This window comes from Methylobacterium sp. OAE515 (assembly GCF_041806315.1).
Taxonomy (GTDB): Bacteria; Pseudomonadota; Alphaproteobacteria; order Rhizobiales; family Beijerinckiaceae; genus Methylobacterium; species Methylobacterium tardum.
In genome coordinates this window covers 3,738,798-3,765,077 of sequence record NZ_JBGMUV010000001.1, presented here as the reverse complement: position 1 = coordinate 3,765,077, position 26,280 = coordinate 3,738,798, and the positions used below count along the sequence as shown (strand labels likewise).

The 26,280-nt window shown below is 70.2% G+C and carries 22 protein-coding genes and 1 pseudogene; 10 read left to right on the top strand and 13 right to left on the bottom strand.

What is annotated here, in order from left to right:
• Positions 1-32: 32 nt before the first annotated feature.
• The 7 genes from ABIE45_RS18360 to ABIE45_RS18330 all read right to left on the bottom strand — a co-directional run bounded on the left by ABIE45_RS18360 (position 33) and on the right by ABIE45_RS18330 (position 8,568).
• Positions 33-1,211 (bottom strand): hypothetical protein, encoded by a 1,179-nt coding sequence (locus tag ABIE45_RS18360; protein ID WP_192709335.1) that lies wholly within the window; start codon positions 1,209-1,211, stop codon positions 33-35.
• Between the two features lie 13 nt (positions 1,212-1,224).
• A complete protein-coding gene (locus ABIE45_RS18355; RefSeq protein ID WP_373622441.1) occupies positions 1,225-1,743 on the bottom strand; it encodes a hypothetical protein in 519 nt (172 codons plus the stop codon).
• Positions 1,740-3,224 carry a hypothetical protein gene (locus ABIE45_RS18350; protein ID WP_210331869.1) on the bottom strand — a complete coding sequence of 495 codons (1,485 nt, stop codon included), beginning with the start codon at positions 3,222-3,224 and terminating at the stop codon, positions 1,740-1,742. Before ABIE45_RS18350 ends, ABIE45_RS18355 begins: the two co-directional genes overlap by 4 nt.
• A gap of 69 nt (positions 3,225-3,293) precedes the next feature.
• The gene (locus ABIE45_RS18345; RefSeq protein WP_373622440.1) at positions 3,294-4,724 is read right to left on the bottom strand and encodes a hypothetical protein; all 1,431 of its coding nucleotides are present in this window, start codon (positions 4,722-4,724) and stop codon (positions 3,294-3,296) included.
• On the bottom strand, positions 4,721-6,811 hold the full coding sequence (locus ABIE45_RS18340; RefSeq protein ID WP_373622439.1) for a caspase family protein: 2,091 nt from the start codon (positions 6,809-6,811) through the stop codon (positions 4,721-4,723). Before ABIE45_RS18340 ends, ABIE45_RS18345 begins: the two co-directional genes overlap by 4 nt.
• 205 nt (positions 6,812-7,016) lie before the next feature.
• Complete coding sequence (locus tag ABIE45_RS18335) at positions 7,017-7,286, bottom strand: hypothetical protein (RefSeq protein WP_192709334.1); 270 nt, start codon at positions 7,284-7,286, stop codon at positions 7,017-7,019.
• Between the two features lie 346 nt (positions 7,287-7,632).
• The gene (locus tag ABIE45_RS18330; protein ID WP_192709333.1) at positions 7,633-8,568 is read right to left on the bottom strand and encodes a pirin family protein; all 936 of its coding nucleotides are present in this window, start codon (positions 8,566-8,568) and stop codon (positions 7,633-7,635) included.
• A gap of 382 nt (positions 8,569-8,950) precedes the next feature.
• Between ABIE45_RS18330 and ABIE45_RS18325 the strand changes: the two genes are divergently transcribed.
• On the top strand, positions 8,951-9,697 hold the full coding sequence (locus tag ABIE45_RS18325; protein ID WP_192709332.1) for a transporter substrate-binding domain-containing protein: 747 nt from the start codon (positions 8,951-8,953) through the stop codon (positions 9,695-9,697).
• Positions 9,698-9,715: 18 nt separating this feature from the next.
• Here the strand turns inward: ABIE45_RS18325 and ABIE45_RS18320 are convergent.
• Positions 9,716-9,868 (bottom strand): annotated as a pseudogene (locus ABIE45_RS18320) (transposase); the annotation flags it as partial.
• A 349-nt stretch (positions 9,869-10,217) separates the two neighbouring features.
• Here ABIE45_RS18320 and ABIE45_RS18315 point away from each other — a divergent pair.
• From ABIE45_RS18315 to ABIE45_RS18300, 4 genes are all read left to right on the top strand, one after another.
• Positions 10,218-11,429: an ABC transporter substrate-binding protein gene (locus tag ABIE45_RS18315; protein ID WP_192709331.1), complete on the top strand. Its 1,212-nt coding sequence runs from the start codon at positions 10,218-10,220 to the stop codon at positions 11,427-11,429.
• A 134-nt stretch (positions 11,430-11,563) separates the two neighbouring features.
• Positions 11,564-12,436 carry a branched-chain amino acid ABC transporter permease gene (locus ABIE45_RS18310; RefSeq protein WP_192709330.1) on the top strand — a complete coding sequence of 291 codons (873 nt, stop codon included), beginning with the start codon at positions 11,564-11,566 and terminating at the stop codon, positions 12,434-12,436.
• A 38-nt stretch (positions 12,437-12,474) separates the two neighbouring features.
• Positions 12,475-14,523 carry a branched-chain amino acid ABC transporter ATP-binding protein/permease gene (locus ABIE45_RS18305; RefSeq protein WP_192709329.1) on the top strand — a complete coding sequence of 683 codons (2,049 nt, stop codon included), beginning with the start codon at positions 12,475-12,477 and terminating at the stop codon, positions 14,521-14,523.
• Positions 14,516-15,238, top strand: a complete 723-nt coding sequence (locus ABIE45_RS18300; protein ID WP_024827743.1) for an ABC transporter ATP-binding protein — start codon at positions 14,516-14,518, stop codon at positions 15,236-15,238. The genes ABIE45_RS18305 and ABIE45_RS18300 overlap by 8 nt, the downstream gene beginning before the upstream one ends.
• A gap of 169 nt (positions 15,239-15,407) precedes the next feature.
• Here the strand turns inward: ABIE45_RS18300 and ABIE45_RS18295 are convergent, their stop codons facing one another.
• Positions 15,408-16,235 carry an alpha/beta fold hydrolase gene (locus ABIE45_RS18295; RefSeq protein WP_192709328.1) on the bottom strand — a complete coding sequence of 276 codons (828 nt, stop codon included), beginning with the start codon at positions 16,233-16,235 and terminating at the stop codon, positions 15,408-15,410.
• Between the two features lie 618 nt (positions 16,236-16,853).
• Positions 16,854-17,687, bottom strand: coding sequence for an outer membrane protein (locus ABIE45_RS18290; RefSeq protein WP_373622437.1), 834 nt, complete (start codon positions 17,685-17,687; stop codon positions 16,854-16,856).
• Between the two features lie 785 nt (positions 17,688-18,472).
• On the opposite strand from ABIE45_RS18290, the gene ABIE45_RS18285 reads away from it, so the two are divergent.
• Positions 18,473-18,715 carry a hypothetical protein gene (locus ABIE45_RS18285; RefSeq protein WP_192711202.1) on the top strand — a complete coding sequence of 81 codons (243 nt, stop codon included), beginning with the start codon at positions 18,473-18,475 and terminating at the stop codon, positions 18,713-18,715.
• Positions 18,715-18,846, top strand: a complete 132-nt coding sequence (locus ABIE45_RS18280; RefSeq protein WP_283214881.1) for a hypothetical protein — start codon at positions 18,715-18,717, stop codon at positions 18,844-18,846. The genes ABIE45_RS18285 and ABIE45_RS18280 overlap by 1 nt, the downstream gene beginning before the upstream one ends.
• 83 nt (positions 18,847-18,929) lie before the next feature.
• On the opposite strand, the gene ABIE45_RS18275 is transcribed toward ABIE45_RS18280, so the two are convergent.
• A complete protein-coding gene (locus ABIE45_RS18275) occupies positions 18,930-19,211 on the bottom strand; it encodes a hypothetical protein (RefSeq protein ID WP_192711201.1) in 282 nt (93 codons plus the stop codon).
• Positions 19,212-19,466: 255 nt separating this feature from the next.
• On the opposite strand from ABIE45_RS18275, the gene ABIE45_RS18270 reads away from it, so the two are divergent.
• A complete protein-coding gene (locus tag ABIE45_RS18270) occupies positions 19,467-20,756 on the top strand; it encodes a cystathionine gamma-synthase family protein (protein ID WP_192711200.1) in 1,290 nt (429 codons plus the stop codon).
• Positions 20,757-20,825: 69 nt separating this feature from the next.
• On the opposite strand, the gene ABIE45_RS18265 is transcribed toward ABIE45_RS18270, so the two are convergent.
• The gene (locus ABIE45_RS18265; protein ID WP_192711199.1) at positions 20,826-21,713 is read right to left on the bottom strand and encodes an alpha/beta hydrolase; all 888 of its coding nucleotides are present in this window, start codon (positions 21,711-21,713) and stop codon (positions 20,826-20,828) included.
• A 103-nt stretch (positions 21,714-21,816) separates the two neighbouring features.
• Here ABIE45_RS18265 and ABIE45_RS18260 point away from each other — a divergent pair, with 103 nt between their 5' ends.
• Together ABIE45_RS18260 and ABIE45_RS18255 are read left to right on the top strand one after the other, a co-directional pair.
• Entirely contained in the window at positions 21,817-22,836 is a 1,020-nt protein-coding gene (locus tag ABIE45_RS18260; RefSeq protein WP_209578432.1) for a LysR substrate-binding domain-containing protein, read from the top strand.
• A gap of 460 nt (positions 22,837-23,296) precedes the next feature.
• Positions 23,297-25,111: a cation:proton antiporter gene (locus tag ABIE45_RS18255; RefSeq protein WP_373622436.1), complete on the top strand. Its 1,815-nt coding sequence runs from the start codon at positions 23,297-23,299 to the stop codon at positions 25,109-25,111.
• 217 nt (positions 25,112-25,328) lie between these two features.
• Here ABIE45_RS18255 and ABIE45_RS18250 read toward each other — a convergent pair whose 3' ends face one another.
• Positions 25,329-26,276 carry a PDR/VanB family oxidoreductase gene (locus tag ABIE45_RS18250; protein WP_192711196.1) on the bottom strand — a complete coding sequence of 316 codons (948 nt, stop codon included), beginning with the start codon at positions 26,274-26,276 and terminating at the stop codon, positions 25,329-25,331.
• Positions 26,277-26,280 lie beyond the last annotated feature (4 nt).

Sequence of the window (26,280 nt, the reverse complement as noted above, 5' to 3'; positions counted from 1 at the left end):
CCCGCGCGACGCCGCTTCGTTGACGCAACTTGTCATGGGCGCTCGAGCGCGTGCGTGAGGCGGCGCGCGGCTCCCGCCTCCGGAACCGCTTGGACCGCGTAGACGAGGTTCTGGCGCGCGCCCTCGCGCAGAAAGTACGCCTGGGCGCCGTCGCTGAGCGCGCTCGGCGGCAGCGACGCCGTGCGCAGCTCGGGACCGACCTCGATCCGGCCGCCGGGCGCGGCGGGGCGGAAGGCAAGGCCGCACAGATCCGGCGCGAGGCGGGTCGGGCGCAGCCGCCCGTCCGCCTCCTCGGGCACCGGCCGGCGCTCGGGCGGATCGGCTCCGAAGGCGACCCGCCGGCAGGAGGAGCGGGCGGGTGCGACGAGTTCGTCCACGCGGACGAGGGGTGCGGCCGCGACGGGTGAGGATCCGGCCCTGACGGCGGCCGTGGATGGGCCGGTCCGTGGTGCGGTCCCGCCCGTGCGCGGCTCCGGGCCGGCCGCGGCGGTCACCGGCGCCTCGGCGATGGGCGGGCGTGCATAGACGGTCCCGAGGGCGACACCGGCGAGGCCCAGGGCGAGGGCTCCGGCTGCGAGGGCTGGTCCACGCCGCAACCGCGATGCGGGAATGGCAGACCGTGCCTCGGCGGCCCCGCCCGCCGTGAGGGCACTCAGCGCCGCCGCCACGTTGGTCGCCGGCAGGAGATTGAGGGCGCCCGGAGCGCCGAGGGCCTGAAGGGCACTCACAGCCGCCGCCCGCTCGGGGCCTTCCGGCAGCAGCACCGCGCGCGGGGTCTGCGGTGCTGCGTCGAGCAGCGCGCGCGACCGCTCGATCTTGTCGAGGAGGGCGTAGTCGCCGGGCAGCACCGCGAGGTCGAGATCGACCGCGCCCGTCGCCCACAGGAGGAGATCGGCCTCGCCCGGCTCCGCGACGAGGCGATGACCCCGCGCCAGGAGGCCGTGCGCCAGGCAGACCGGCACCTCCCAGGAGCGGCCGGCGTCGAAGGAGCCGGACAGCCGCAGCTCATGCGCGGCCGTCGCGCCCGCGAGGGATGAGAGCGGGCCGCCTGGGGCGGCGAGCCGGGCGTAGTCGCCCGACCAGGGCAGCGGCCGGTAGTCGCCCTGCGCGAAGGCGGCCGAGGCCGGCAATCCGGGGCGGGCTTTGAGCGAGCGCACCACGAGCGGGCCGCCCGTGGTCGGCACCACGATCAGGACCGCGACCGGCGTCATGGCGTTCCGGCGCTCACAGCAGGAACACCGCGGCGGCCGGATCGCGCAGGAATTGCCCGAGCCGGTCCGCCTCCGGCACCGCCGGGTCCAGGGCGATCACGATCGCGCCCTCGACCGGCGGCGGGAGCGCGAGGCGCACCGTGTCGGCGCCGAGGCTCACCTCCAGCGCCCGGAGCGGCCTGTCGTCGCCACCGCGGATGACCAGGAGCGGCGGCGCATCGTCATCGGCGGGCACCACCTCGAGCAGGAAGGGACCGACCCGACGCGCCGCGAGGTCGCCGTCCGAGGCCGCGATGGCCAGCGGGGCGTGGGCCACGGCCTGTCCGGCGAGCAGCGTGCGGTAGCGTCGCGCGACGTCGGGATCGCCGCGGAGCGCGCGCACGACCGCGAGGTCGAGGGGCGCGCCGGCCTCGCGCAGAGCATGCGCCCAGAGCGCCGCCGTCGACGGTCGCGCGGCGGCTGCAGCGGGCGCGCGCATCAGGGCGCGGGCCGCGTGGATCTCGGCGAGCAGGCGCGCCGCCTCCTCGCTCACGCCGCCGCCTCCCCGGCATAGGCCGCCGAGAGGGTCTCGGCGAAGACGGCCCGGTCGGCCGCGAAAGCCGCGTCCAGCGGACGCTGCCGCGCGAGCGCATCGAGCGCCCGCTCCAGCCCGCCGACCTCGTCGGCGAGGCGCAGGAGCGCCGCATCCGCCGCCGCGAAGCCGGCCTGGACCTGCGCGCGGTCGTCGAAGCCCGCCCGCCGCACCCGCTTCAGGTCGGCCTCCGCGGCGGCGAGGGCCGCGCGCACTTCCGGCGCGAGGCCGTCGGCTTCGGCGAGGCGCAGGGCCGCCGCGATGCGCAGCATCCGCGCGAGATGGGCCGACAGTGCCCGCGCGCGGGCTGCCACCGCCGCGTAGCTCTCCGCCTCGGCGCAGGCCGCGCGCTCGGCGAGGCCGGCCCCGCCGCCGCCGCGGCGCAGGCGGTTCGCGAGCCCGGACTGGACGCGCCCGAAACTCACCGCGCGCAGGCTGGTGAGCGGGCGCGTCCGGTGGAACGGGTCGAGACGGAGGAGGTCGGCGAGGTCGTCCCGCTCGGCGCCCGTGAGGATCTTGAGCCCGTCCGGCAGGTCGGCGAGCAGGTCCGCGAGCCCCTCAGCCGGCTCGGCGGTGGCGAGATCGGCCAGCGAGGCGTCGAGACGCTCCTCCCAGCCCGCGACCGCGTCGAGAGAGGCGGCCGCATCGAGACTCCTGAGGCTGCCCAGGAGATGACCGGCGACCTCGAAGGTGACGAAGTGCTCGGCGACGGTGCGGAAGCCCGGCCGCTCGTCACCCGCCGCCATCTCGGCGCGCCAGTAGCCGACGATGTCGTCGTCGGTGAAGACCGTGCGGCCGTCGAGGTGGTCGAGGATCGCCCGGAAGCGCCGCTCGAGGGGCGCGAGCGGCAGGTGGGCGTTCCGATAGGCGGCCAGCTGCCGCGCGAGGCGCTTGCCCAGGAACTCGGCCGCGTCGGGGCCGGGCGCGCGCACCAGTTCGTCGAGCCAGCCGGATACCGTGGCGAAGGACGCGAGATCGTCGGCGGTCAGCACGAACTCGGCGACGGCGAGCAGGCGGCCGAGACCGGCCCAGGTGCAGCGCCAGTCCCGCGCGCCGGACAGCACGAGGCCGCGCGCGTCCGTGGCGGCGCCCTCCGTCCGCGCGTCGGCGAAGCGGGACGCGGCCGCCGCAGGCCGGGCGAGCCGGGGGTCGAGGATGAGGGTGACGAGGTCGCGCCCATCCTGCGCCCGCGTGAGGGCGGCGAGGGCGGCGAGGGCGTGGGCGAGATCCCAGAGCGGCTTGTCGCGGTTCGGCCGCACGGCGCCCGTCACGACGCGGACGAGCCACGCCCGATCCTCACGTGTCAGGTCGCGCCCCTCGCCGATACTGGCGAAGTCAGCCGCGCAGCGTTCGTCATAGCCCCCGATGAGTCGCCCCCCGCGGTCTGTCTTGCGCGCCCGAAGGCGCGGCTCGCCGATAAACTTTCCGTGATCCCCTGTCATCCCCCCGCAACCCTCGCGTGAGCTGGTCCCGCATCAGTCTTGGGCCGCCAGACCAGGTTTCGCGGGCTTTCAGCGCACGGAGATACGCGCGGTCGCTTCGGTCACACCGGGCACCCGGCGGATCCGGTCCAGAAGATCGAGCACCTCGGCGGGCTGGAGCAGGCGCGCCTCCGTGTCGGCGGCGGGCGCGGCGTCGAGCCAGCGCGCCGCCAGCTCGGGGGGCAGGCCGCCCTCGACCCCGAAGCAGGCGAAGAGGTTCTCGAAGGGTTCGGACGCCACGATCTCGTCGAGCCCGTAGCCGCGGGGGTAGCGCCGGGCCGTCCCCGGAGCGAGGGGCGCCTGCGACGCCGCATTGCCGCGCACGGGCAGCGCGACGAATGCGGTCTCGTCCGGGGCCAGGACCCAGCAGTACAGGGTCTGGCGCACCTTCGCGTCGATCCGCAGCTCCAGGCGCTCGCCTCGGGCGAAGGGCGCCGAGACGGCCGAGACCGAGAGCCGCGCCCCGTCCGTGGGCGCCGTGGCCGCCACGTGGTCGAGGAAGGGCCGTGGCGTGGGATCGCAACCGAGACCCTCGATGCCGATGCGGCGGCGTCCCGTCGGTGCGATGACGATTCCGTCCCGCTGGAATTCCAACTCCATCCAGGATTGCCGGGCCGGATCGGTGAGGAAGCGCCCGCGCGCCGTGAGGCCGGTGCCGGGACAGGCGCCGCCGGCAGGTTGACGCCGCACCTCCAGGCGCCCGCCCTTCAGGATCCGGTTCGGCGTTCGCGCCTCTGCGTCGAGGGCGATCGCGAGGCGATCGGTGAGGGCCGCCGCGCAGGAGGAGTGACCACCATCCGTAGCGAAGGGGCAGATGTCGATGCGGCCCGCGTTCGGCACGGCCGCGTCGAGCGTCCGGACTGCGCCCTCCATCACCGCGTCGACGTCCGAGACGCCCGGCCCGGTGCGGATCGGCACGACCATCGGCTCGCTGGTCGCCTTGCAGTCGGCGGCCCTGGTGATGGCCTGGAGGCGGAAGGTGGCGGTGTCGCCCGCGCGCCGCGTGTCGACGAGGAAGACGCTGGCGTCACCCGCGAAGGCCGCGCGGATCTGCGCCTCGGCCTCGCCGGCCGCGAGTCCCGTCGTGCCCTCGCGCAGGGCCTTGATCCGCACCACGTCGGCCGCGGCCGCCAAGCGGACGCGGCCGGTGGCCTGAAGCCGGGTCTCGGCCGCGAGCCGCACCTCCTCGGCCTGCTCGCGCGAGAGCGCGGTCTGGCCCGCCTCGACGCCGATGACGGCGACGGTGAGGTCGGATCGGCCGGTGCAGGCCGCCACGGCGTCGAGGAGGGGTGTCAGCGCCGCGGTTCCGGGATCGGCGCGCGCTGGGACCGGCGCGGCAAGACGTGCGGCGAGGCATACGGCCAGGAGCAGGGCCGGGCGCCGGCCCGCCCTGCCCGCGCGGCGCGTGGACCCCGTGCGGCGAATCGGGGCGCACGGCCGCCCCAGCCCCTGTCCGCTCATTCCGCCTCGTTGGCGCGCGCGTACTGGTCGAGCGCGCGGACGAAGACGGGGTTGAAGCGGCCGTCGATGGCGCCCGGGTAGTAATCCGCCTGCTTCACCGCCTTCTGGATCGCCCGGATCGTGTCGGGCTTCAGCTTCTGGGCCGCGGTGTCGGTGGCCGAGACCGAGGCGGCGCCGAGCTCGCCCCGCTTCAGGGCCTGCATCACGAGGTCGGCGGAGCGCACGCCGGGGAAGAAGCGCCCGAAACCGTTGTCGATGAGCGTCGCCATGGTGGCCATGGCGACGGGGTCGCCACGGTCGGCGGCCTGCCGGAACAGGTCGAAGCCCTGACGCAGGTCCTTCGGGAAGCCGTAGGCGCCGGTTGCGTAGTGCGGGACGAGCTTCGAGATCGACGCGACGTCGCCGCCGTCCACCGCCCGCTTGTAGAGGGCGACCGCCTGCGCCTCGTTCCTGGGGATGCCGTTGCCGTACTCGAGCATGCGCGCCGCATTGGCGAGGGCCACCACGTTGCCACCCTCACCGGCCTGCCTGTAGAGCCGGAACGCTTCGGCCTGAGAGCGCTTCACGCCCTGGCCGTTCTCGTAGAGGGCCGCGAGGTTGTTCATCGCCGCGATGCTGCCGGCCTTGGCCGCCTGGTCGTAGGCCGCCAAGGCCTCCTTGTAGCGGTCGGCGCGGTCGTAGGCGCGGCCGAGCTGATAGGCCAGGCGGCGCAGCTTCGGGTACGCCTCCGCGGCCGGGCGGCAGGCCTCGATGGCGGCGGCGGGTTCGATGCGCCCGAGCTTGACCCCGGTGACGGACGCCGGCCGGTCCGGATCGTCCGTCCCGGCAGCCAGCGCGTCGCACCGCTTGACGCGTGGGTCGGCCGCGGGATCCGAGCCGCCGAGGTAGCCGAGGGCGAGGCTGCGGTAGGCGCAGACCGCGCCGCACGTGTCGAGATAGGCCTGGTACTGCCGCGCCGCGCCGAACTTCGCCCAGTTCTCCTGGTCGAGGGCTGCCGCGTCGCGCTGCCGGCCGGCGAAGAGCCGGTCCATCGCCTGGGCGCGGTAGGCGCAGGTCGGCCCGCAGGTGCCGATGTAGGTCTCGACGGCCGCCTGGGTGCCGAGCGCCTCCGCCCGGCGCCACGCCGCCTCATCGCGCACCTGCGCGACGCCCGCCGCCACCGCGGCGACCGGGGCCGAGGCCTTGAGGACGATCGGGGCGTCGTCCACCTCCGGCACCTGCTCGCGCCCGCTGGTGCGGCGCGCCGCCTCCGCAACCTCGCGGCGCAGGTAGGCTTTGAGCGCGGCCCATGGGACGTCGCCGCCCTCCGCCGCGGCCAGGCCTGAGACGCCCATCAGGAACCGGCTGGTGAGGAGGCCGAGGCTGTTCGCCGCGTCCCAGTTCGCGGGTGTCGCCCCCGAGGTCGCGACCACCCGAACGATTCCCGCTTCGGCCCTCGGCTTGGCCGGCGCGAAGCCGGGGGCCGAGACGGCGAGCAGACTCTCGCCCTTCCGGCCGGTCTCCCCGGTGAAGCAGGCATCCACCATCACCACGAGCTGGCGCTCGGCGCCGATCTTGCGCTTCACGAGGTCGAGGTTGCGGTAGAGCGTCTCGAGGGAGAAGCCGCTCTCGCCCTGGTTGGGGTTGCCGTCCTGGGGCAGCAGAAAAGGCTGGCGCGTGGCGAGATCCGGCACGCCGTGGCCGGAATAGTACACGAACACGTTCGAGCGGCCCTCGCGCACGCTGCGCCACAGGCGGCCGGATTGCGGGTTCCGCTCGGTGCCGAAAACCTGGTTGAACTCGTTCAGCGTCGCGTCCTTGAGGACGAAGACGTTGGCCTCGCGGTAACCGAGGCGCTGGACGAGGTAGTCCCGCATCGCGTCGGCGTCGTTGTGCGCGTAGTCGACGGGCACGGTCTGCTTGTAGTCGCGGTTGCCGATCACCACCGCCACCGAGTCGGCGTTGTCGGCGAGGGATGCGGATTCGGCGGCCCGGGCCGCGCGGTCGCCCCAGAGGCAGGCGCACGCGACCAGCACGAGGATCGGCAGCCAGCCGCCCCATAGGCGCGGATATCCACGACGCGCGGACATTGTGACGAGGGTCACCATGCGCCTATCCTTCTCGAGTGCCGGCGCGATCAGTATTCGTCGCCGGCTGCTCCGAACCGTGGCCGCAATAGTCGGCCCGGACCGGCGAGACAATGCCGGCGGCGCTGCCTGAGGCGCGCTCACAGGCGATCGATGAGCGCGAAGACGAGGCCGAGCGCCGCGAGGTGCAGGGGGGAGAGCCGGGCGAGCATCATGCCGCTTCGCCTCAGCGCAGGTAGAGGCCGCGGCCGCAGCGGCGCACGCGGCGGGCCTCGACGTAGCCGGTGTAGCGGTTGAACACCTCCACCGTGCGGTAGACGCAGAAGCGGCCCGAGTCGTGGCCGTTGTAGTAGACGCCGCCATTGTCGAGGTCGACGCCGATGAATTCCTGGTTGCCGCGGGGCTCGGCCGTCGCGACCGGCTCCTGCGCCAGGACGGGGTGCGCCGCGCCGATCAGGCTGCCGGCCACGAGCACGAAGATCATCGTCTTGGTCATGTCACGTCTCCCGCGGGCGGTCCGTTCCGCCCTTGCGAGAGCCATGGGTTGGGCAGAGCCAGTTTTGCGGGGGCCGATCCGGCGCCCGATGTTTTGGGGGGCGTTTGTCGTCAGTCGGATCGCGAAGGGGGCGATGTCGACGGGTGTGAGGGTCGGCCCTTGTTCACGCCGCGCGGGAAGTCCGTGCGGCCGCGGGCGCGCGCCAGCTCGATGCGCCGGCACCCGCCGCCGGCCGGGCGACGACGGGCACGCGATCGCGTCGCGCGTCCCATGCCGCGACAGCCATGAGGTGCTCCGGTCTCCGAACGGGACATGGGGCCACCGGGCAGGTGGCGGTGCCGCGCCGTCAGGGATAGCGGACCGGCGGATCCTCGGGCAGCGGGATGAACTCGGCATCGTTCGGCACGGTGTCGAACCGGCCCTGGCGCCAATCCTCCTTGGCCTGCGCGATCCGCTCGGGCCGGGACGAGACAAAGTTCCACCAGAGATGGCGCGGCCCGTCCATCGGCTCGCCGCCGAGCACCATGAACCGGGCCGTCTCCGACGCGCGGATGCTGATCCGGTCGCCGGGGCGGAATACCAGCAGCTGCCCGGGCCCGAAACCGTCGCCGGCGATCTCGATCGCGCCCGCGACCGTGTAGATCGCGCGTTCGTCGTAGGTGGGATCGAGCGGCAGCACGGCGCCCGCCTCCAGCGCCACATCGGCGTAGACCATCGGGCTGGAGGTCCGCACGGGTGAGCGCGCCCCGAAGGCCTCGCCGGCGATCAGCCGGACGGTCTTGCCCTCGCCGGTCAGGACCGGCAGCGCCGCCGCATCGTAGTGTTCGAAGGCCGGCGCCGTCTCCTCGTCCCGGGCGCTCAGGGCGACCCAGCTCTGGATACCGAAAAGCTGGGAGCCGGTCTGCCGGAGGTTCGGCCCGGTGCGCTCGGAATGGGTGATGCCGCGGCCGGCCGTCATCCAGTTCAGCTCGCCCGGCCGGATCGGCAGCTCGGTGCCGAGGCTGTCGCGGTGCATGATCTCGCCGTCGAACAGGTAGGTGACGGTGGACAGACCGATATGCGGGTGCGGCCGCACGTCCATGCCCTGCCCGAGCAGGAACTCGGAGGGGCCCATCTGGTCGAAGAAGATGAAGGGGCCGACCATCCGGCACTCGGTCGAGGGGAGCGCGCGGCGCACCGCGAACGAGCCGAGGTCGCGCGATCGCGGGACGATCAGAGTCTGGATCGCGTCGCAGCTGAAAGAGTCGCCCGGGACCGGGTCATCCGCACTGTGCCAGCTCATCGCTCTTGCTCCTCTTTCGGCCAAGCCCGACCGGGTGAGACGGGATGCGCCCCGACGACGCGTCGCCGGACGCACATTGCGCGATCCTGTCAGCGTCGAATACGGAAACCGGCGAAACGCAACGTTTCCATTTCCGGGCGCAAACCCTTGGCCTCGGGTGGCCGTCAAACCCTTGTCGGCCTGGTCATTCGCCGGCCGCCCGTGCGGCGGCACGGATCAGGCACGGGCGGTGTGCTTTCGCGTGTGTGGATCCGAGGCCGGCAGCAGCCCTCACCTGCCTGCAAGACCGAGACTTCAGGTCCGTGCTTCCACGAGGTCTGCTTGCGCAATACCTTGGAGCAGTGCTTTACGGCTCCTCTCCGCGGTCCCTCTCCTCGCCAGCATGACTCTGCCCAGCGAAGCCCTGGACGCGGCCGTGAAGGCCGCGTTCGCCCCGTCCGGCACATTGCGGGTCGGTCTGATCGAGGCCCCCGCCCCCGGCCTCATCTTCGTCAGTCGCTCGGCCGACGGGACGCCCGCGGGCGTCACGGCCGATCTGGCCCACGACTTGGCGCGAAGGACTGAGTTGCCGCTCGCCGTCACTCTGTTTCCGAACTCGGGTGCCGCGGCTGCGGCGCTCCAGGCTGAGGCCATCGATGTGAGCTTCATGCCGGTCGACGCGACCCGGCGGCAGGTGCTCGATTTCGGTCCGGGCTACTACGACCTGGAGAGCACCTACCTCGCCAGCGCGGCATCGGGGATCACCGACGTGGCGCAGGTGGACCGGCCGGGTGTCCGCGTGCTGGCGATCGACGGGACCACGACGTTCCGCGCCTCCGCGCGCACCCTGATGCACACGCAGCCTGTCGCGGTGCCGTCCGTGGCCGAGGCCGTGGCGTGGATGCGCGCCGGACTGGCAGATGCTTTCGCCCTCTCGCGCGATACCCTGCGGCCGGTGATGCAGCAGGTTCCAGGCTCGCGGATCGTCACGGGCGGCTTCCAGCAGACGCAGGTCGCCGTCGCTGTCCCAAAGGGCCGTTCCGGCGCCCTCGGCACAGTCACGACTTGGCTGGATGACGCGAAGCGGACTGGCGTCGTCCGGAGGATCTTCGACGCCCATGGGTTCAGCGGCGATCTGGTCGCGTCCTAAGACTGTACAGCCGGCCGACCGCCAGCGCTGGGCCTGCCGAGACACGACGCACCACGGCGAAAAGTCTTGGGACATCAGCCGCCACGGGCAGCGGCCTCTGGCCACATCGCACAGGCCGTTGAACACCGCGCGAATCGCGTGCGCGGGTCGACCGGCCTCCTCACGCAGCACGCCAGGTTAGGGCGCGGCCAGCGCCCGCTCCGCGTCGGAGATGTCGCGCCGATATGGCTTGCAGGCAGAACTCAACCCCGCCCATCCGAGCATCAGCCCGACCCAGCTCCATAACAGCCTTCGGCAGCACGGGACGTTCGTGCCCGGTTCTTAATCCGCGCGATCCGGGCGTCGACGAAAATTCTGCGGCCTGTGGCTTTGTTGATAGAAGACCGTGAACAATCGGTATTGATCGTCTTGGACATATTGGACTTGCAGCTTGACGGTCCACCCTGAGTCGGCGAGATCCTCCTTCCAGAGTGCCACGACGAAGGGCACGCGGCGCACTTGGTCGCCTGGAGAGGAAACGATGGTCTTCGCTGGTCGCACGGCTGCCGCCGTGCTCTTGTTCACGCTCGCAACGGCGCCGGCGCGCGCCGCAGACCCAATCAAGATCGGGCTGAGCGGCCCCTATACCGGGGGGTCGTCTTCGATGGGCGTCTCGATGCGCGACGGCGCCAAGCTCGCCGCCGCCGAGATCAACAAGGCCGGCGGCGTGCTCGGGCGCCCGATCCAGCTGATCGAGCGCGACGACGAGGCCAAGAACGAGGTCGGCGCGCAGGTCGCGCAGGAACTCATCAACAAGGAGAAGGTGGTCGCCACCGTCGGGTTCATCAACACCGGCGTCGCGCTCGCCGCCCAGCGCTTCTATCAGGAAGCCGAGATCCCGGTGTTCAACAACGTCGCCACCGGGACGATCATCACCAACCAGTTCAAGGAGCCGGATTACGACGCCAACTACGTCTTCCGGAACTCCGCCTACGACGTGCTCCAGGCCGGCTTGATGGTCGACGAGGCGCTCGCCCAGGGTCACAAGAAGATCGCGGTCCTCGCCGACTCGACCAATTACGGCCAGCTCGGCCGCGAGGACATCGAGAAGTACCTCGCGACCAAGAATGTGAAGCCCGTCGCGGTCGAGAAGTTCAACATCAAGGACGTCGACATGACGGCCCAGCTGTTGAAGGCGCAGCAGGCCGGCGCCGAGGTGATCCTCGCCTACGGGATCGGGCCGGAACTCGCCCAGATCGCCAGCGGCATGGCCAAGCTCGGCTGGAAGGTCCCGATGATCACCAGCTGGCCCTCCTCGATGCAGAGCTTCATCGACATCGCCGGCCAAAACGGCAACGGCGTGATCATGCCCCAGACCTTCATCGAGGATCAGACCCTGCCGAAGCGCAAGGCGTTCCTGGAGAATTACTACAAGACCTACGGCGTGACGAAGATCCCGACCCCGGTGGCCGGCGCCCAGGCCTACGACTCGATCTATCTCCTCGCGGCGGCGATCAAGCAGGCCGGCAGCACCGACGGGCCGAAGATCCGCACCGCGCTGGAGAACCTGAACGAGAAGGTCGAGGGCGTCGTCACCACCTATGACAAGCCCTTCACCGCCAAGGACCACAACGCGATCTCGCGCAACATGGTCGTGTTCGGGAAGGTGCAGGACGGCAAGATCGTCTACGCCAAGGACGAGGACGCCAAGAACGCGGGCGTGGTCCGCGTCAAGGAGAAGTCCTCGAACTGAGGTCGTCATGGCCGCGTCCGTCCGGGCGCGGCCACCCTCCCCGACCCGGCGGTGCCTCGGCCTGTCGGCGCTCCGCAGAGCGGTCCCGCGGCGCCCGCCGCGCGACCGGACGTCCCTCCGGTGACAGCGATCCCATGGAAATCCTGCTCCAGCTCATCGCCTCCGGCGTCGCGGTCGGCATGATCTACGCCGCCATCGCGTTCGGCTATCAGCTCACCTTCGCGACCTCGAAGACGCTCAATTTCGGCCAGGGGGAGGCGCTGGCGCTCGGGGCCCTGTTCGGCCTGACCCTGGTGCCGTTCGTCGGCTACTGGCTGATGATCCCGCTGGTCCTGGTCTTCGGCTTCGCCCTCGGTGCGGTGGTCGAGCGCCTCGGCGTGCGCCCGGCCGTGAAGATCAAGTCCGAGTACGGGTGGATCATGGCGACCATCGCGCTCGGTATCATCTTCAAGAACGTCGCCGAGAACGTCTGGGGCCGCGACGACCTGAAATTCCCCTCCCCGCTGCCCGAGACCGCGATTCAGGTCGGCGGCGTGCGCATCCTGCCGATGGAACTGCTGATCGTCGCGGGCGCGCTGCTGATGATGCTCGCCGTCGAGATCTTCAATCGCAAGTCGATCTGGGGGAAGGCGGTCGTCGCCACCTCCAACGACATCGACGCCGCCGGGCTGATGGGCATCAACACCCAGAAGGTGATCACCCTCTCCTACTCGATCAGTGCCATGACGGCGGCCTTCGCGGGCGTGCTGGTGGCGCCCGTGACGCTCACCGGCGCCACGATGGGCTCCGTCCTGGCCCTCAAGGCCTTCGCGGTGGCGATCATCGGCGGCCTCGAATCCGGCCTCGGCGTCATCGTCGGCGGCCTGATCCTCGGCGTCGCGGAGACGCTGACCGGCTTCTACATCTCGACCGGCTACAAGGATGTGCCGGGCCTGATCCTGCTCCTCGTCGTCCTCTCCATCCGCCCGGTCGGCCTGTTCGGCAAGGCCGTCATCAAGAAGGTCTGACCGTGACCGCCCGCACAACCCTCACGGCAGCCTGAGCCATGGCGCAGACCCTCGCCCCCGCCGACGCAGCCGCCCCGGCCACCGCCCCCAGCCTGTCGCGCCATATCGGCATCCTCGGCGCCGTGCTGCTGGTCGTCGGCCTCGCCGTGTTCCCGCACGTGGTCACGAGCTCGTACTACATCCACCTGATGGTGGTGATCGCCATCTACGCGATCCTGATCCTCGGGCTCGACATTGTGGTCGGCTATACCGGTCAGGTGAGCCTCGGCCATGCCGGCCTGTTCGGCGTCGGCGCCTACGCGGCGGCGGTGCTGTTCCTGCACTTCAAGCTCGGGATCTGGTGGGGCATCCTGGCCGGGATCGGCGTGACCTCGGCCTTCGGCGTGCTGCTGGCCGTGCCGGCCCTGCGGGTCACCGGCCCGTACCTCGCCATGGTGACGCTGGCCTTCGGCACGATCATCCAGATCTTCATCAACGAGCTCACGCCGCTGACCAACGGCCCGCTGGGCATCACCCTGCCGCCGGCCCGGGTCCTCGACTTCTCGCTCCTCGGCCTGCAGGCCCCCTGGGGCGCCGCCGGGCGCAAGCTCGAATTCTACTACCTCGTCTGCCTCGCGCTGCTGGCCACGATCCTCGTGGTCAACCGGGTGGTGCGCTCGCCCTACGGCCGCGCCTTCGAGGCGCTGCGCGACTCGCCGATCGCCTGCGACTGCATGGGCGTCAGCGTCTACCGCTACAAGGTCTACGCCTTCGTGATCTCGGCCGCGCTGGCGGGCCTCGCGGGCGCGCTGTTCGCGTGGTCGGAGCGCTACGTGGCGCCGAACTCCTACGGGTTCGAGCTCACCGTGCTGTTCCTGCTCGCCGTCACGATGGGCGGGCGCAAGTCGCGGGCGGGGCCGATCATCGGCTCGGCGATCATCGTGATGATGCCGAACGTGCTCGCCGATATCGGGCTGGTGCGGATCATGGCGGGGATCATCGCCGGCGCGGCGCTGGTGGTGGGCGCGCTCGCCTTCCTGCGCCGCCGGGAGAACCGGTACGCCCTGCTGGTGCCGGTCGGGCTCTGCCTCGCCTTCTTCCCGGCGACGCTCGCGCTCGAATCCGTGACCGACTTCCGGCTGACCGTGTTCGGCCTGATGATCCTGTTCGTGGTCTACTACCTGCCGGACGGGATCGTCGGCTTCCTCCGCGAGACGATCCCCGCCCTGCGCCCGGCCCACACCGCCGAGGGCAAGAACCTCCACGCCGAAGGCGCGGCGCTGAGCGCCCAGAGCGGCGACCGGGGCGCCGACCCGCTCCTCTCCGTCGATCAGGCCCTGATGCAGTTCGGCGGCCTCAAGGCGCTGGCCGGCGTCGACCTCACGGTGCGGCCGGGCACGATCCACGGCCTGATCGGGCCGAACGGCTCCGGCAAGAGCACGATGATGAACGTGCTCACCGGCATCTACCGGCCGACCGGCGGCAGCGTGACCCTGGCGCGCGGCCAGGGCACGAAGCGCCTCGACGGGCGCACGCCCTCCGAGATCGCCGCGGCCGGTGTGGCCCGCACCTTCCAGAACGTGCAGCTCTTCCGCGAGATGACGGCGCTGGAGAACGTGCTGGTCGGGCTGCACCACAGTTTCCGCGGCACCCTGTTCGACGCGATCCTCGGCACGCCGCGCCGGCGCCGGGAGGAGCGCGAGCAGCGCGCCCGCGCCATGGCGATCCTCGACTTCGTCGGCCTCGGCGCCCTGGCGCAGGTGGAGGCCCGCAACCTGCCCTACGGCAAGCAGCGCCTCCTCGAGATCGGGCGGGCTCTGGCCCTCGACCCGGTCCTGCTCCTCCTCGACGAGCCGGCCGCGGGCCTGACCGCCCCCGACATCGCCGAGCTGACGACGATCATCCGCAAGATCCGCGACGCCGGCATCACCGTCATCCTGATCGAGCACCACATGGACGTGGTCATGGGCCTGTGCGACCGCGTCAGCGTCCTCGATTTCGGCCATAAGATCGCCGAAGGCAGCGCCCGCGAGGTCCAGGCCGATCCGAAGGTGGTCGAGGCCTATCTCGGCAGTCCGGTCGCCGACGAGGAGTTGACCCATGCTTGAGGTCACGGGTCTGTCGGCCGGTTACGGCCAGGTCGAGGTCCTGCACGGCCTCGACTTCCAGGTTCCGAAGGGTCAGGTCGTGGCGCTGATCGGCTCCAACGGGGCCGGCAAGACCACCACGATGCGCGCCCTGTCGGGCATGATCCGCCCGCGGGCCGGCTCGATCCGCCTGAACGGGCGCGAGATCGGCGGGCTCGACAGCCACGACGTCGCCCGGTTCGGCCTGGCGCACTCGCCGGAGGGCCGGCGCGTGTTCCCGACCCTCTCGGTCGAGGACAACCTGACGCTCGGCGCCTTCCCGCGGCTGACCGGTTCGCGCCCGAAGGGCGACGTCGCGGCCGACCGCGAGCGGGCCTTCGAGATGTTCCCGCGGCTGAAGGAGCGGCGCACCCAGCTCGCCGGCACGCTCTCGGGCGGCGAGCAGCAGATGCTCGCCATGGGCCGGGCCCTGATGCTGCGGCCCGAGATCCTCCTGCTCGACGAGCCCTCGATGGGGCTCGCCCCCAAGCTCGTGGAGGAGGTCTTCCGGATCATCCGGCTGCTCAAGGCCGAGCAGGTGACGATGCTGCTCGTCGAGCAGTTCGCCATGGCGGCGCTCGGCGTCGCCGACCACGCCTACGTGCTGGAGAACGGCCGGATCCGCTTCCAGGGCCCGGCCCAGCAGATGCGCAACGATCCGGCCGTGCGGGCGGCGTATCTCGGCGGCAGCCATTAGACGGCCGGTTCCCGGCCTTGCGTGAGGCGGGCCGACGCCGAGCCGGTCTCAGGTGCCGCCCCCAGGCCCGACAGGGCGTGACCCTGGACGCGTTCGACCGGTACGGCCGGTCCCGGGGGCACCCCATCCGCGCGCTATCGGCCGAGGATCATCGATGGCGCTTCCGGCATCAGGCGGCCAGGAACGCGATCAGATCCGCGTTCACCTGTTGCTTGTGCGTCGAGCACATCCCGTGGGGCGCGCCCTGGTAGACCTTGAACGTCGCGCCCTTGATCAGCTTCGCTTGCAGCTCGCCCGCGCCCGCGATCGGCACGATCTGGTCGTCATCGCCGTGAAGGATCAGGGTCGGGATCGTCACGCTTCTCAGGTCGTCGGTCTGGTCGGTCTCCGAGAAGGCCTTGACGCAGTCGTACTCGGCCTTCAGCCCGCCCATCATGCCCTGGAGCCAGAAGGAGTCGCGCAGGCCCTGGCTGACCGTCGCACCGTCCCGGTTCGCGCCGTAGAACGGACCGGAGAGGTCCTTGAAGAATTGCGAGCGGTCGCCGGCGACGCCTGCGCGGATGTCGTCGAACACCGTCATCGGCAATCCGCCGGGATTGGCGGGCGACTGCACCATGATCGGCGGCACGGCGCTGATCAGCACGAGCTTGGCGGCGCGGCCATGCGCGTGCTGAGTGACGTAGCGCAACGCTTCGCCACCGCCGGTCGAATGGCCGACATGGACCGCGTTCGTCACGCCGAGGGCCCCGACGACGGCCGCGAGGTCGGCCGCGTAGGTATCCATGTCGTGGCCGGACCACGTCTGGCTCGAGCGGCCATGCCCGCGCCGGTCATGGGCGATGCAGCGAAAGCCCTCGTCCGCAAGGGCCATCATCTGGTCTTCGAAGGCATCCGAGGACAGCGGCCAGCCGTGGCTGAACACCACCGGCCGGCCCATCCGCGGCCCCCAATCCTTGTAGAAGATCTGCGTTCCGTCGCCCGTGGTCACAAAGCTCATCGTTGTTCCTTCTCGCGTCCGTGCCGTCGTACTCTCAGCCACAGGCCGCTGTCATGGGGCCATCGGCCCGGGCATCCGGACCGCGCGTTCCGTCTGCGCGTCTGAACGCGCGTGATGCTGAAGGGGCCTGCCGTTGGCACCAGGCAGCGTTCATGCCGCCGTCCGGCGCCGCAGCCGCGCGGTGCCGGGAAGGTGCGGGTCTGGAAGACGCTGTCGAGTTTCCTTGGACAGCCCCGGGCCCCCGGCCTGCTGCACGGCGATCGTGCCGTCCGGGTCGTCGGTCCGGAACAAGAGGTCGCCCTTGATCCCTTGCCGAGACACGCCGTCCTCAGCCACCCTCGGTTCGGTTCAGGGCCGCAGTGTGAAGCCGAGGTCCACCGCACCGGTCTTGGCGAGACGGAGCTGGCCGGCACCCGGACCGGATCCCAAACAAGAAACACCCCAGGAGCGGGTGCTCCCAGGGTGTCGCCGACCTCGCGGCCAGTTTGATCGGGCTGGGGATGCGAAGGTCAACCGGATGGCTGCTCTTCGACGGCGGAGAGCCAAGAGGAGGACCAGCTACCCCTCGCCCGCCGCCGCAACTCCCGGGACAGATACCGGGAGCAGCGCGACAGGCTCTTAGTACGAGCCGAACTTGTAGTTCAGGCCGGCGCGGACGACGGCGAACTCGTCGTCGCGGCGACCGATCGGGCTGTAATAGGCCGGGACCAGGTTGGCGGCGTTGACGACCAGGGCGCCCTGGTTGCGGTTGCCGCGCTCCAGGTTCACGTACAGACCTTCGATCTTGAACGTCACGGCGGACGAGCGGAAGAAGTTCAGGAACGACTCGGTGGGCAGGGCGAACTCGACGCCGCCGCCGACCGCGTAGCCGGTGCGGAAGCTGTCGTTGCCGGCGTAGCCGCCGAACGAGCGGTCAGCGCTGCCCGAGCCGTAGGCGAAGCCGCCGGTGCCGTACACGAGGGTGCGGTCGAAGGCGTAGCCGAGGCGGCCGCGCACGGTGCCGAAGTAGTCGAGGCTCGACAGGCCGCGCGGGTCGGTCACGTAGTAGCCCGGGGCGACGGCGCCGGAGATGAAGGCGTTGTTCCGGTTGCGGCCGAAGTCGAGGTACTGAGCGTCGGCCTCGATGCCGACGACCACGCCCGAGCCCGGGGTGAACTGGTAGTTGTAGCCGACCTGCGCGCCGCCCGAGAAGCCGTCCTGGCTGCGGTCACGGAAGGTGGCGGTGGTGCCGAGGGCGGCGTAGGGGGCGGGGACGCCGAACACCGAGCTGTTGGAGCGGCTGCTGGCGTCGAAGGCGTAGCCGGCGTTGATACCGAAGTAGGCGCCGGTCCAGGTGAACACCGGGACGGGGGTGAACACCGGCGGCGGAGCAGCGCGGCGCGGCAGGTCGGCGGCCGAGGCGGCAGCGGTCAGCGCGGTGAAGGCGGCCAGGGAGGCGATGAGCTTGGTCATTGGGTCAGGTCCAGATTTCAGTCTGGATGTATGACTACCGATCCGTGGCCGAATTGGCTGTAGTTTTACGGACACACTCGTCGACGATGGGGCGGGCCGGCATAGTAAATCGAATATGAACATGCCTGAAGTCGGCAGAATACTTCACGATCGACACGGCCGAGCGCCATAACATCTCAGCTGCGCTTTGGTTGCGTCTGGCCGATGCGTTGCCGTGAGCATGTGGCAGATGCGCGACAGGCTGGATCAGCGGGCGTGCTGCAAAGGGGAGCATCCGACGGTGGGTGCGCCCTGCCCTGCCGATCCGGCCGGAGCAGCGCTTCGACGATCCGGACCCACGTCGTTCCGGCCGCGGCTCAATGAGATCGCGACACCTCTGACAAGGCGGACGTCAACCAACACGCCTTCCGCCAGCGATGCCCCCTGATCGACGGCAGGAGCATGCGTGGCGACGCCCGCGGAGGCTGTTGCGTCGGCTCTGCCGCTCTGCCGGGAACGACGCAGCCGCGCCGTGCGCAGGTCGCTCTGCCCGTCCAGGACGCGTGCTGCGGTCCGCACGAAGCCGAGAGGATCGGGCGCGCCTACGGTCCGGCAGGCGCTGATCGCGAGGTCGTACGCGCGCTGTCCGTCGATGCGGCCCTGCAGACATCGCCCAGCGCTCCCGTCTGGAAGCGCAGGACCTACGCAGAAAACCACATTGTTGCCGCACTGTTGCTCAAGCTTGGCCATATGCGTGACCGTGCGTGAACGCATGGCCGCCGCGATCGCCTAACCCAGGAGAGCAAATGCTGGTCAACCACGAGCGCCGTCTTCTGAATAAAGCCGCCGAGGCCCGCGACTACCGGATCTCGATTTATCGGAAACCCGACGACTCCTGGCCCAGCGATCACAGCCGCCTCACCGCACTGGAAAGTCGCGGGCATCTGGAACAGGTCGGTGGCCACGACGCCGGCGGTGAGCTTGCCACCTGGCAGATCACGGCCACCGGGCTGAGCCAGCTCCAGGCTCTCACGGTTGGAGGCGCGTGATGGCCTCGATCAAGATCCGCGCGACCGACGACGGCACTTTCGTGGTCTACCGCAACGGTACGGCCGTCGCGTCTGGCCTGACCCGCGACCAAGCTGAGCGTTGCGCAACCGTGCTCGGCTGGATCGCCTAGATGACCCGATAGCGTCCGCGCCGTAGCCAGAGCATCGAGGCCGTCATCGAGCGGCGGCAGAATGTGCCAGCGGACGGCGACGATCACCCTGCGTCAGGGGTCAAGCCATATCGATGCGTGAGATACGAGATGATGCGGTCACGGTCGCCGACTGCGTCATCGCCGTCGATGAAGTCGGGACGCTGCGCACGGGGCGCGGACGAAGCGTCCGAGATGTGCGTGTGCCTGAAGGGCAGCCCGGCAGATTTCAAACAGGCGAAAACCTTCAGGCCATAACCATTGTTGCCGGTCACGCCGAACAGAGCGGGATCGGAGTATGGGGTGAGCCCCGCGTCCTCCTGCACGATCGCCGTGATGCGCTGCACGCCGCCCCGAGCCAGCGAGCCCACTCGCGACGCCGGACGCTGGCTCTAACGGCCCGGATCGAGGCCACGTCCATGGTCGATCGTCCATGAGCCAGGATTGATAATACGCCGCCAGGGTACCTCAGGCCCTCCGAGACCGGCGCCATGTTTCGAAGCCGGCTTTGCTATGCCATGCTCCCTCGCCCGGGCGTGCGGATTCGAAGCTCGACCGGGCTGCCCAGCCCCGAGCTGGAGGCGGGTCGGAGCGAGGCCAGCATGTCGGACGATCGCTACCACAAGAAGGCGCTTGGCAACCGCCCGCTCCATCCCGAAACGCTCATGCTCGGCTATGGCTACGATCCAGCCCTGTCCGAAGGCGCGGTGAAGCCGCCGGTCTTCCTCACCTCGACCTTCGTCTTCACCTCGGCCGAGCACGGCAAAGCCTTCTTCGACTACGTCTCCGGGCGGCGCGAGCCGCCGGCTGGCGAGGCGGCGGGGCTTGTGTACTCGCGCTTCAATCATCCCAACAGCGAGATCGTCGAGGATCGCCTGGCGGTGTTCGAGGGAGCTGAGAGCGGGCTGGTCTTCTCCTCCGGCATGTCGGCGATCGCGACCACGATCCTGGCCTTCGCACGGCCCGGCGACACGATCCTGCACTCGCAGCCGCTCTACGGCGGCACCGAAACGCTGATTGCCAAGACCCTGGCAGCCTTCGGCATTGCGCCGTTCGGATTCGCCAACGGGGTGGATCCGGCGAGCGTGCGCTCCGCGGCCGACCAAGCGGCCACGGCTGGACGGATCAGCGTCATCATGGTCGAGACACCCTCGAACCCGCTCAATACCCTGGTCGATCTCAGTCTGATCCGCGCAATCGCCGACGAAATAGGTGCCCGACAGGGCGGTGATGCTCCGGTCGTAATCTGCGACAACACCCTGCTCGGTCCCCTCTTCCAGCAACCGCTGCGCCACGGCGCCGACATCTCGGTCTACTCGCTGACGAAGTACGTCGGCGGCCACTCCGACCTGATCGCCGGCGCCGCTCTCGGCTCGACCGCGCGGATGAAGCCGGTGCGGCAGCTGCGCTCGGCGATCGGGACCGGTCTCGATCCGCATTCCTGCTGGATGCTTGGGCGCTCGCTCGAAACCCTGTCGCTGCGGATGGGTGCGGCCAACCGCAACGGCGAGATTGTCGGCCGCATGCTCGCCGCGCATCCGACGGTGTCGCGCCTCCACCATCTCGCGCATCTGGACCCCGGATCGCAGCAGGCTCATGTCTATGCGCAGCAATGCGCAGCGCCCGGCTCGACATTCTCGTTCGACATCGTCGGCGGCGAGGCGGAGGCGTTCCAGGTCCTCAACGCTCTTCAATTGTTCAAGCTCGCCGTCAGCTTGGGCGGCACGGAATCGCTCGCCAGCCACCCGGCCTCCACGACACATTCGGGTGTGCCAAAGGCCGTGCGTGACCGCCTCGGCATCACGGACGCGACGATCAGGGTATCGATCGGCATCGAGCATCCGGACGACTTGGTCGCCGACCTGCACGCGGCTCTCGCGACGCTCGGCTAAGCGGCCATCGAGTCCAACCCGTCCTCGATGGCCACGGGCCTCCGGCGGTTGCGGTCGGTCGTCCGTACCTCAGGGGCTGCCAAGGAAGCGGCCAAGAAAGTCCCGAATCATCGGCGCCATGACGTCGAGCTTGTCTTCGAGGGCGAAGTGCCCGGTATCAAGCAGATGCAGCTCGGCATCGGGCAGGTCTCGCAGATACGGGTGCGCGCCGTCAGCCGGAAAGATGGTGTCGTTCCGGCCCCAGACGATCAGCGTCGGCGGCCTGTGCGCGCGGAAGAAGGCTTGGAATTGCGGGTAGAGCGGAACGTTGGTGCCGTAGTCGCGGAACAGGTCGAGCTGAATATCCTTGTTGCCCGGCCGATCGAGCAGCACTTGGTCGTGCAGCCAGGTGTCGGGATCGATCCGGGTCACGTCGGCCACGCCGTCGACGTACTGAAACTTCGTCGTTTCCGGCGCGACGAGGAAGGCGAGAGCCTCGCGCCGCTCCGGGGTATCCTCCCGCCAGTAGGCCTTGATGGGATCCCAGAACGCCTTCAGCCCCTCCTCGTACGCGTTGCCGTTCTGGACGACCAGCGCGCTGACGCGTTCGGGATGCTTGAGGGCCAGCCGATAGCCAACCGGAGCACCGTAATCCATCACGTACATCGCGTAACGGTCCGCCCCCAATTGGGAGAGCAGGCCGTCGACGAGATCGGCGTAGTGCGCGAACGTGTAGGCGAACGTCCGGTGGTCGGGCGCGTCGCTGCCGCCGAAACCCGGATAGTCGGGTGCGATGACGCGGTAGCGGTCCGCGAGGAGCGGGATCAGGTTGCGGAACATGTGCGATGAGGTCGGGAAGCCGTGCAACAGCAACACGACCGGTGCGCCCGCCGGGCCGGCTTCCCGGTAGAAGACGGTCACGTCCTCGACCTTGGCGGTGCGGTAATAGGTGACCGGAATGCTCGCGGGATCAGTCACGTCGCCCTCTTCACATCGAACAAGTTGATTGAAGCTAACGTATTGTGATCGAAGCCAGAATGCCTAAGCTGCGGAATCCTTGATTTCGCAGGGCGCAACAATGATCGACCGTCTCGATGCGATGCGGGTGTTCGTCACCGCCCTCGACGAAGGCAGCCTCGCATCCGCTGGCCGACGCCTCAATCGCTCACCCGCCGCCGTGACGCGGGCCATCGCCGCCCTTGAGAGCCATGTCGGCGTTCAGCTCCTGCACCGGACGACGCGACGGCTGCAGTTGACCGAGGCTGGCGAGCCGTACGCCGCCGTCTGCCGTCGGGTGCTGACGGATCTGGAAGAAGCCGACCTCGCCGTTGCCGGGACCCGGGCTGCACCGCGTGGCGTCCTGACCGTCACCGCCCCGGTGATGTTCGGGACTCGGGTCCTGCGCCCGATCGTGGGTGAATTCCTGAACGCCTATCCTGCGATGCAGGTCCGCTACCTGCTGCTCAATCGCATGACGAACCTCCTCGATGAGGGCATCGACGTCGCGCTCCGGATCGCCCCGCTGCAAGAGTCCAACCTTGTGGCCATGCGCATCGGCGCAGTGCGCCGCGTGCTGTGTGCGTCGCCCAAGTATCTGGCCGGCCGGCCGCCCATCGCGTCCCTGTCCGATCTGGCGCAGCACGATGCCATCGGGATCGAGCCCACGAGCCCGGACGATATCTGGAGCTTCCCGCCCGTCGCCGGAGGCAGAATCCCCCGCACGGTCCGGGTCAAGCCCCGCCTGATGGTCAACACCGACGAGGCCGCCGTCAGCGCGGCGGTCGACGGCGAAGGCATCGCCCGGATCTTCTCCTATAAGATCCAGCACGAAGTCTCGGCCGGCAGCTTGGTCGTTCTGCTTCCCGAGGACGAGCCGCCTCCGGTGCCCGTCCATCTGGTCACGTCACTGGATCGAATGTCCCTCGCTAAAGTGCGAACCTTCATGGACTTCGCTGCCGTCCGCCTCAGGGCCGACTTCGACCGCGTGTCGCAACACCTCGCGGACCAACGGTCCTGCCGGGAACCGGTCGACGCCAAGATCTTGCGCCGACGCGTGTTGCCGAACCAGGATGCCGCCGCCCCTTCGTCGGGATCGCCCTGACCGATCGCCGTGTGGAGCGCGCGGCGTTTCCGCCCGTCACCGCCCCAACCGGGGATCGCCCTGCGTGACGCCGCGTCCAGGCTGGACCGGGCAAGGCGGCGGCCGCTCTGCCAGTCGGACAGCCCGGGTTCGAGCCGGTTCAGGGCGTCATGCCCGTCGACCCGCCGTCCAGTCAGCCTCGGGGCAACAACTTGGCGCTGCCGTGCAAGCTGGGCCGCTCAGGTCTGCAGCGAACCGGCGCCTCACCGATCGGCGCCGGGTCTTGAGACGCCCTCTCACGCGCCGCCGGGGTGGGAACCGCGGTGCAGCCGCGCGATTGGCGTAGGCGCACGTGCCGAGCTCCGCGCCCGTCCGGGCACGGGCTGCGCGACCCTCCACGGCCCCGCCCACGATCCCCTTGGTTCGGCCGCCCTGGCGCGAGGCCGGATACCGGTCCAACGCGTCGCGCATGGAACAGAGTGTGACGACAGCGGTCCTTTGTATCGTCGGCGGCGGCATCGCCGCCCAGGTCCTCGCAGCCCGGCTGCGCATCCCCGCGATCGTCCTCCTGCTCGCGCTCGGCTTTCTGGTCGGGCCCTTGCTCGGTTGGCTGCACCCGTCCCGCGACTTCGGGCCGAACCTGCGTCCGCTGATTGGCCTGGCGGTGGCCATCGTGGTGTTCGAGGGTGGCCTCGCCCTCGACTTTCGTGAATTGCGGGCGGCGGGCGAGGGCGTGCTCCGGCTCACCGCCTTCGCCCTGCCGATCAACTTTCTCCTCGGCACGCTGGCCGCCCACCTGATCGGCGGGATGATGTGGGGACCGGCCTGCGTGTTCGGCGCCATCCTCGTCGTCACCGGGCCGACCGTGATCCTGCCGCTCTTGCGCAACGCCCGCCTGGAACGGCGTTCTGCCGCCTTCCTGAAGTGGGAGGCCATCATCAATGATCCCGTCGGGGCCATCCTCACGGCCGTCGTCATCGAGATCCTGGTGGGTGTGCCCCACCCAGTCGGCGAGGATCCGGCGGCCGCCCTGATGCTGCACCTCGCCGAGGGTGTGGTGGTGGCGGGCGTCCTCGGCGTCGGCTCAGCCCTGCTGGTGGCCTGGGCCTTCCGACGCGATCTCATCCCGGAGACGTTGAAGACCCCGGTGCTGCTCGCGCTTGCGCTCGTTGCCTACGTTGTGCCGAACCTTCTCATGCACGAGGCCGGGCTGATCGGCGCGACAGTGTTCGGCATCGCGCTCGCGAACCGGCACGTGCCGGGATTGACCGAACTGCGCCGCTTCAAAGAGGCGCTGGTCGTCCTGCTCGTGTCATGCCTGTTCGTCGTGCTGACCGCCGACCTCGACCTTGCGGTCCTCGGCAAGCTGTCCGTGCCGATTCTCGGGCTGACGGCGGCCATTCTGTTCGTGGTTCGCCCGGCGGCGATCTGGATGGCCACCCTGCGCAGCGACCTGTCGCTGCGGGAGCGCCTGTTCGTCGGATGGATCGGGCCGCGCGGCATCGTCGCGGCGGCGGTCGCGGGCTTGGCAGGTCCCCGCCTCAGTGAGGCGGGCTATGCCGGCGGCGACCTGATCCAGCCCACCGTGTTCGCCGTCATCGTCGCGACCGTGATCGCCCACGGCTTCTCCCTCGGACCGCTCGCCCGCCGGCTTCGCCTGTCGACCGCGGCCGACACGCAGCGTCTCGCCGTGATCGGAGCATCCCCGTGGGCGAGCGATCTGGTCATTGCCCTGTATCGGGCGGGCGTGCCGGTCGTGCTGGTCGACACCTATCCCGGTGCGCTGCTCACCGCGCGGAATGCGGGTGTGCCGACGCTGCAGGCCGAACTCCTGTCCCGACACGCCGAGGAAGGCTTGTCGGACCATCCGCCGGATTACCTGCTCGCCGCAACCCGGGACGATCTCTACAACGCCCTCGTGTGCACGCGGCTGGCCCCGGAGATCGGTCGCGAGCGCGTCTACCAGCTTGCCCCGTCCGAGACCCACCTGCTGCACGAGGACACCGGCGTCAGCCGGGATGCCCGCGGAAAGGTATTCGGGGACGCCGACGCCACCTTCGATGCCTTGGCCGGGCGGCACGAGGCCGGTTGGCGCTTCCAGGTCGCTGCGTCGGAAGCCGCCGAGCAGACGGACGCGATCCGTCTGCTGACCATCAGGGCCGACGGCAGTCTCGACTTTGTCTCCGTTGATCACCCGGCGAACGACGTGGCCGCGGGCGACCGTCTGCTCATCCTGACGTCCGTGCGTGCGGCGACAGCCAAGCCGGCAGCCCACAGGGCCACCGTCCCTGCCTGAGGTCGACGGTCGGGATTGCGCCCGTCCCGGCCTTGCGGCGGCCGTCGCCGCCTTCTCCGAAGCGGAGAGCGGCCCTCGGCGGCCGACCCGCGCATCCCCCTGACATCGTGAGCTGGGCGACGGCCTCAAGCGCGGATGGCGGTCAATCACTGAGGCGGGCGCACAACGGCGCCTGTACCTGTCTCGGACGCGAACGTAGCTCATCGCGAGCGGCCGCTCAGAGATCCAGCGTAACCGTTCCGCGGGCCCGGGAGACGCAGGGCATCATCCGGTCCTGCCGCTTGGCGACCGGTAGCACGATGTCGCGATGGATCACGGTGCCGCCGTGGTAGCCGCACTCGCAGGAGCCGCACACGCCGATCTCGCAGGAGGAGGGCATCGCGACGCCGTGTCGTCGCAGCATGTCGAGAAGCGAGACATCCGCAGGGACGTGAACGACCGCCCCCGTCGAGGCGATCAGCGCGTCGAAGGGTTCGGGTTTGTAGTTCTCGTCCGCCATCGGCACGAAGTGCTCGACATGCACGCGCCCCTCCGGCCATCCCGCAGCCGTCAGCCCGGCCTGCACGGCGTCCGTGAGCCCGTGCGGCCCGCAGGCATAGGCGTGGATCCCGTCGCCCGGCGCCCCCAGGGCCGCGGGATCGAAGCGCGCGCCTTCCGAAGAGAACCAGCAACGCAGCCGATCGCCGCAGACCGCCCGCAACTCGGGCAGCAGAGGCGCCTGTTCGGCCGAACGCGCGCACACGTGCAGCGCGAAGTCGGCGCCGGTCGCGGCGAGGCGCCGGGCCATGGCGGCGAGCGGCGTCACGCCGATCCCGCCGCCGATCAGCAGATGGCGCCGCGCGTCGGGGGCGAGACCGAAATTGTTGCGCGGATGCGAGACGTGCGCGATGGCGTCCACGGTCAGGTTGGCATGCGTCCACAGGGAGCCGCCGCGACCCGCATCCTCACGCTTGATCGCCAGGACGTACCGGCCCCGGTCGGCCGGATCGCCGCAGAGCGAATATTGGCGCGTGCGGCCATCCGGGAGGCGCAAGTCGACATGCGCGCCGGGCTCCCAGGACGGAAGCTCGGGGCGCTGCGGGTGAACGAGCGTCAGGCGCAGCACCTCCGGGGTGGTGGCGACGGCCTCCACCACCGTCAGCTTCATGACGATGCGGGCGGACACCGGC

Coding starts and splice junctions, on each gene's coding strand:
- ABIE45_RS18330 (WP_192709333.1), bottom strand. CDS start 8,568: ATGAGCTGGCACAGTGCGGATGACCCGGTCCCGGGCGACTCTTTCAGC.
- ABIE45_RS18300 (WP_024827743.1), top strand. CDS start 14,516: ATGCTTGAGGTCACGGGTCTGTCGGCCGGTTACGGCCAGGTCGAGGTC.
- ABIE45_RS18345 (WP_373622440.1), bottom strand. CDS start 4,724: ATGAGCGGACAGGGGCTGGGGCGGCCGTGCGCCCCGATTCGCCGCACG.
- ABIE45_RS18285 (WP_192711202.1), top strand. CDS start 18,473: ATGCTGGTCAACCACGAGCGCCGTCTTCTGAATAAAGCCGCCGAGGCC.
- ABIE45_RS18280 (WP_283214881.1), top strand. CDS start 18,715: ATGGCCTCGATCAAGATCCGCGCGACCGACGACGGCACTTTCGTGGTC.
- ABIE45_RS18335 (WP_192709334.1), bottom strand. CDS start 7,286: ATGACCAAGACGATGATCTTCGTGCTCGTGGCCGGCAGCCTGATCGGC.
- ABIE45_RS18360 (WP_192709335.1), bottom strand. CDS start 1,211: ATGACGCCGGTCGCGGTCCTGATCGTGGTGCCGACCACGGGCGGCCCG.
- ABIE45_RS18295 (WP_192709328.1), bottom strand. CDS start 16,235: ATGAGCTTTGTGACCACGGGCGACGGAACGCAGATCTTCTACAAGGAT.
- ABIE45_RS18325 (WP_192709332.1), top strand. CDS start 8,951: ATGACTCTGCCCAGCGAAGCCCTGGACGCGGCCGTGAAGGCCGCGTTC.
- ABIE45_RS18270 (WP_192711200.1), top strand. CDS start 19,467: ATGTCGGACGATCGCTACCACAAGAAGGCGCTTGGCAACCGCCCGCTC.
- ABIE45_RS18305 (WP_192709329.1), top strand. CDS start 12,475: ATGGCGCAGACCCTCGCCCCCGCCGACGCAGCCGCCCCGGCCACCGCC.
- ABIE45_RS18310 (WP_192709330.1), top strand. CDS start 11,564: ATGGAAATCCTGCTCCAGCTCATCGCCTCCGGCGTCGCGGTCGGCATG.
- ABIE45_RS18290 (WP_373622437.1), bottom strand. CDS start 17,687: ATGACCAAGCTCATCGCCTCCCTGGCCGCCTTCACCGCGCTGACCGCT.
- ABIE45_RS18340 (WP_373622439.1), bottom strand. CDS start 6,811: ATGGTGACCCTCGTCACAATGTCCGCGCGTCGTGGATATCCGCGCCTA.
- ABIE45_RS18350 (WP_210331869.1), bottom strand. CDS start 3,224: ATGACAGGGGATCACGGAAAGTTTATCGGCGAGCCGCGCCTTCGGGCG.
- ABIE45_RS18315 (WP_192709331.1), top strand. CDS start 10,218: ATGGTCTTCGCTGGTCGCACGGCTGCCGCCGTGCTCTTGTTCACGCTC.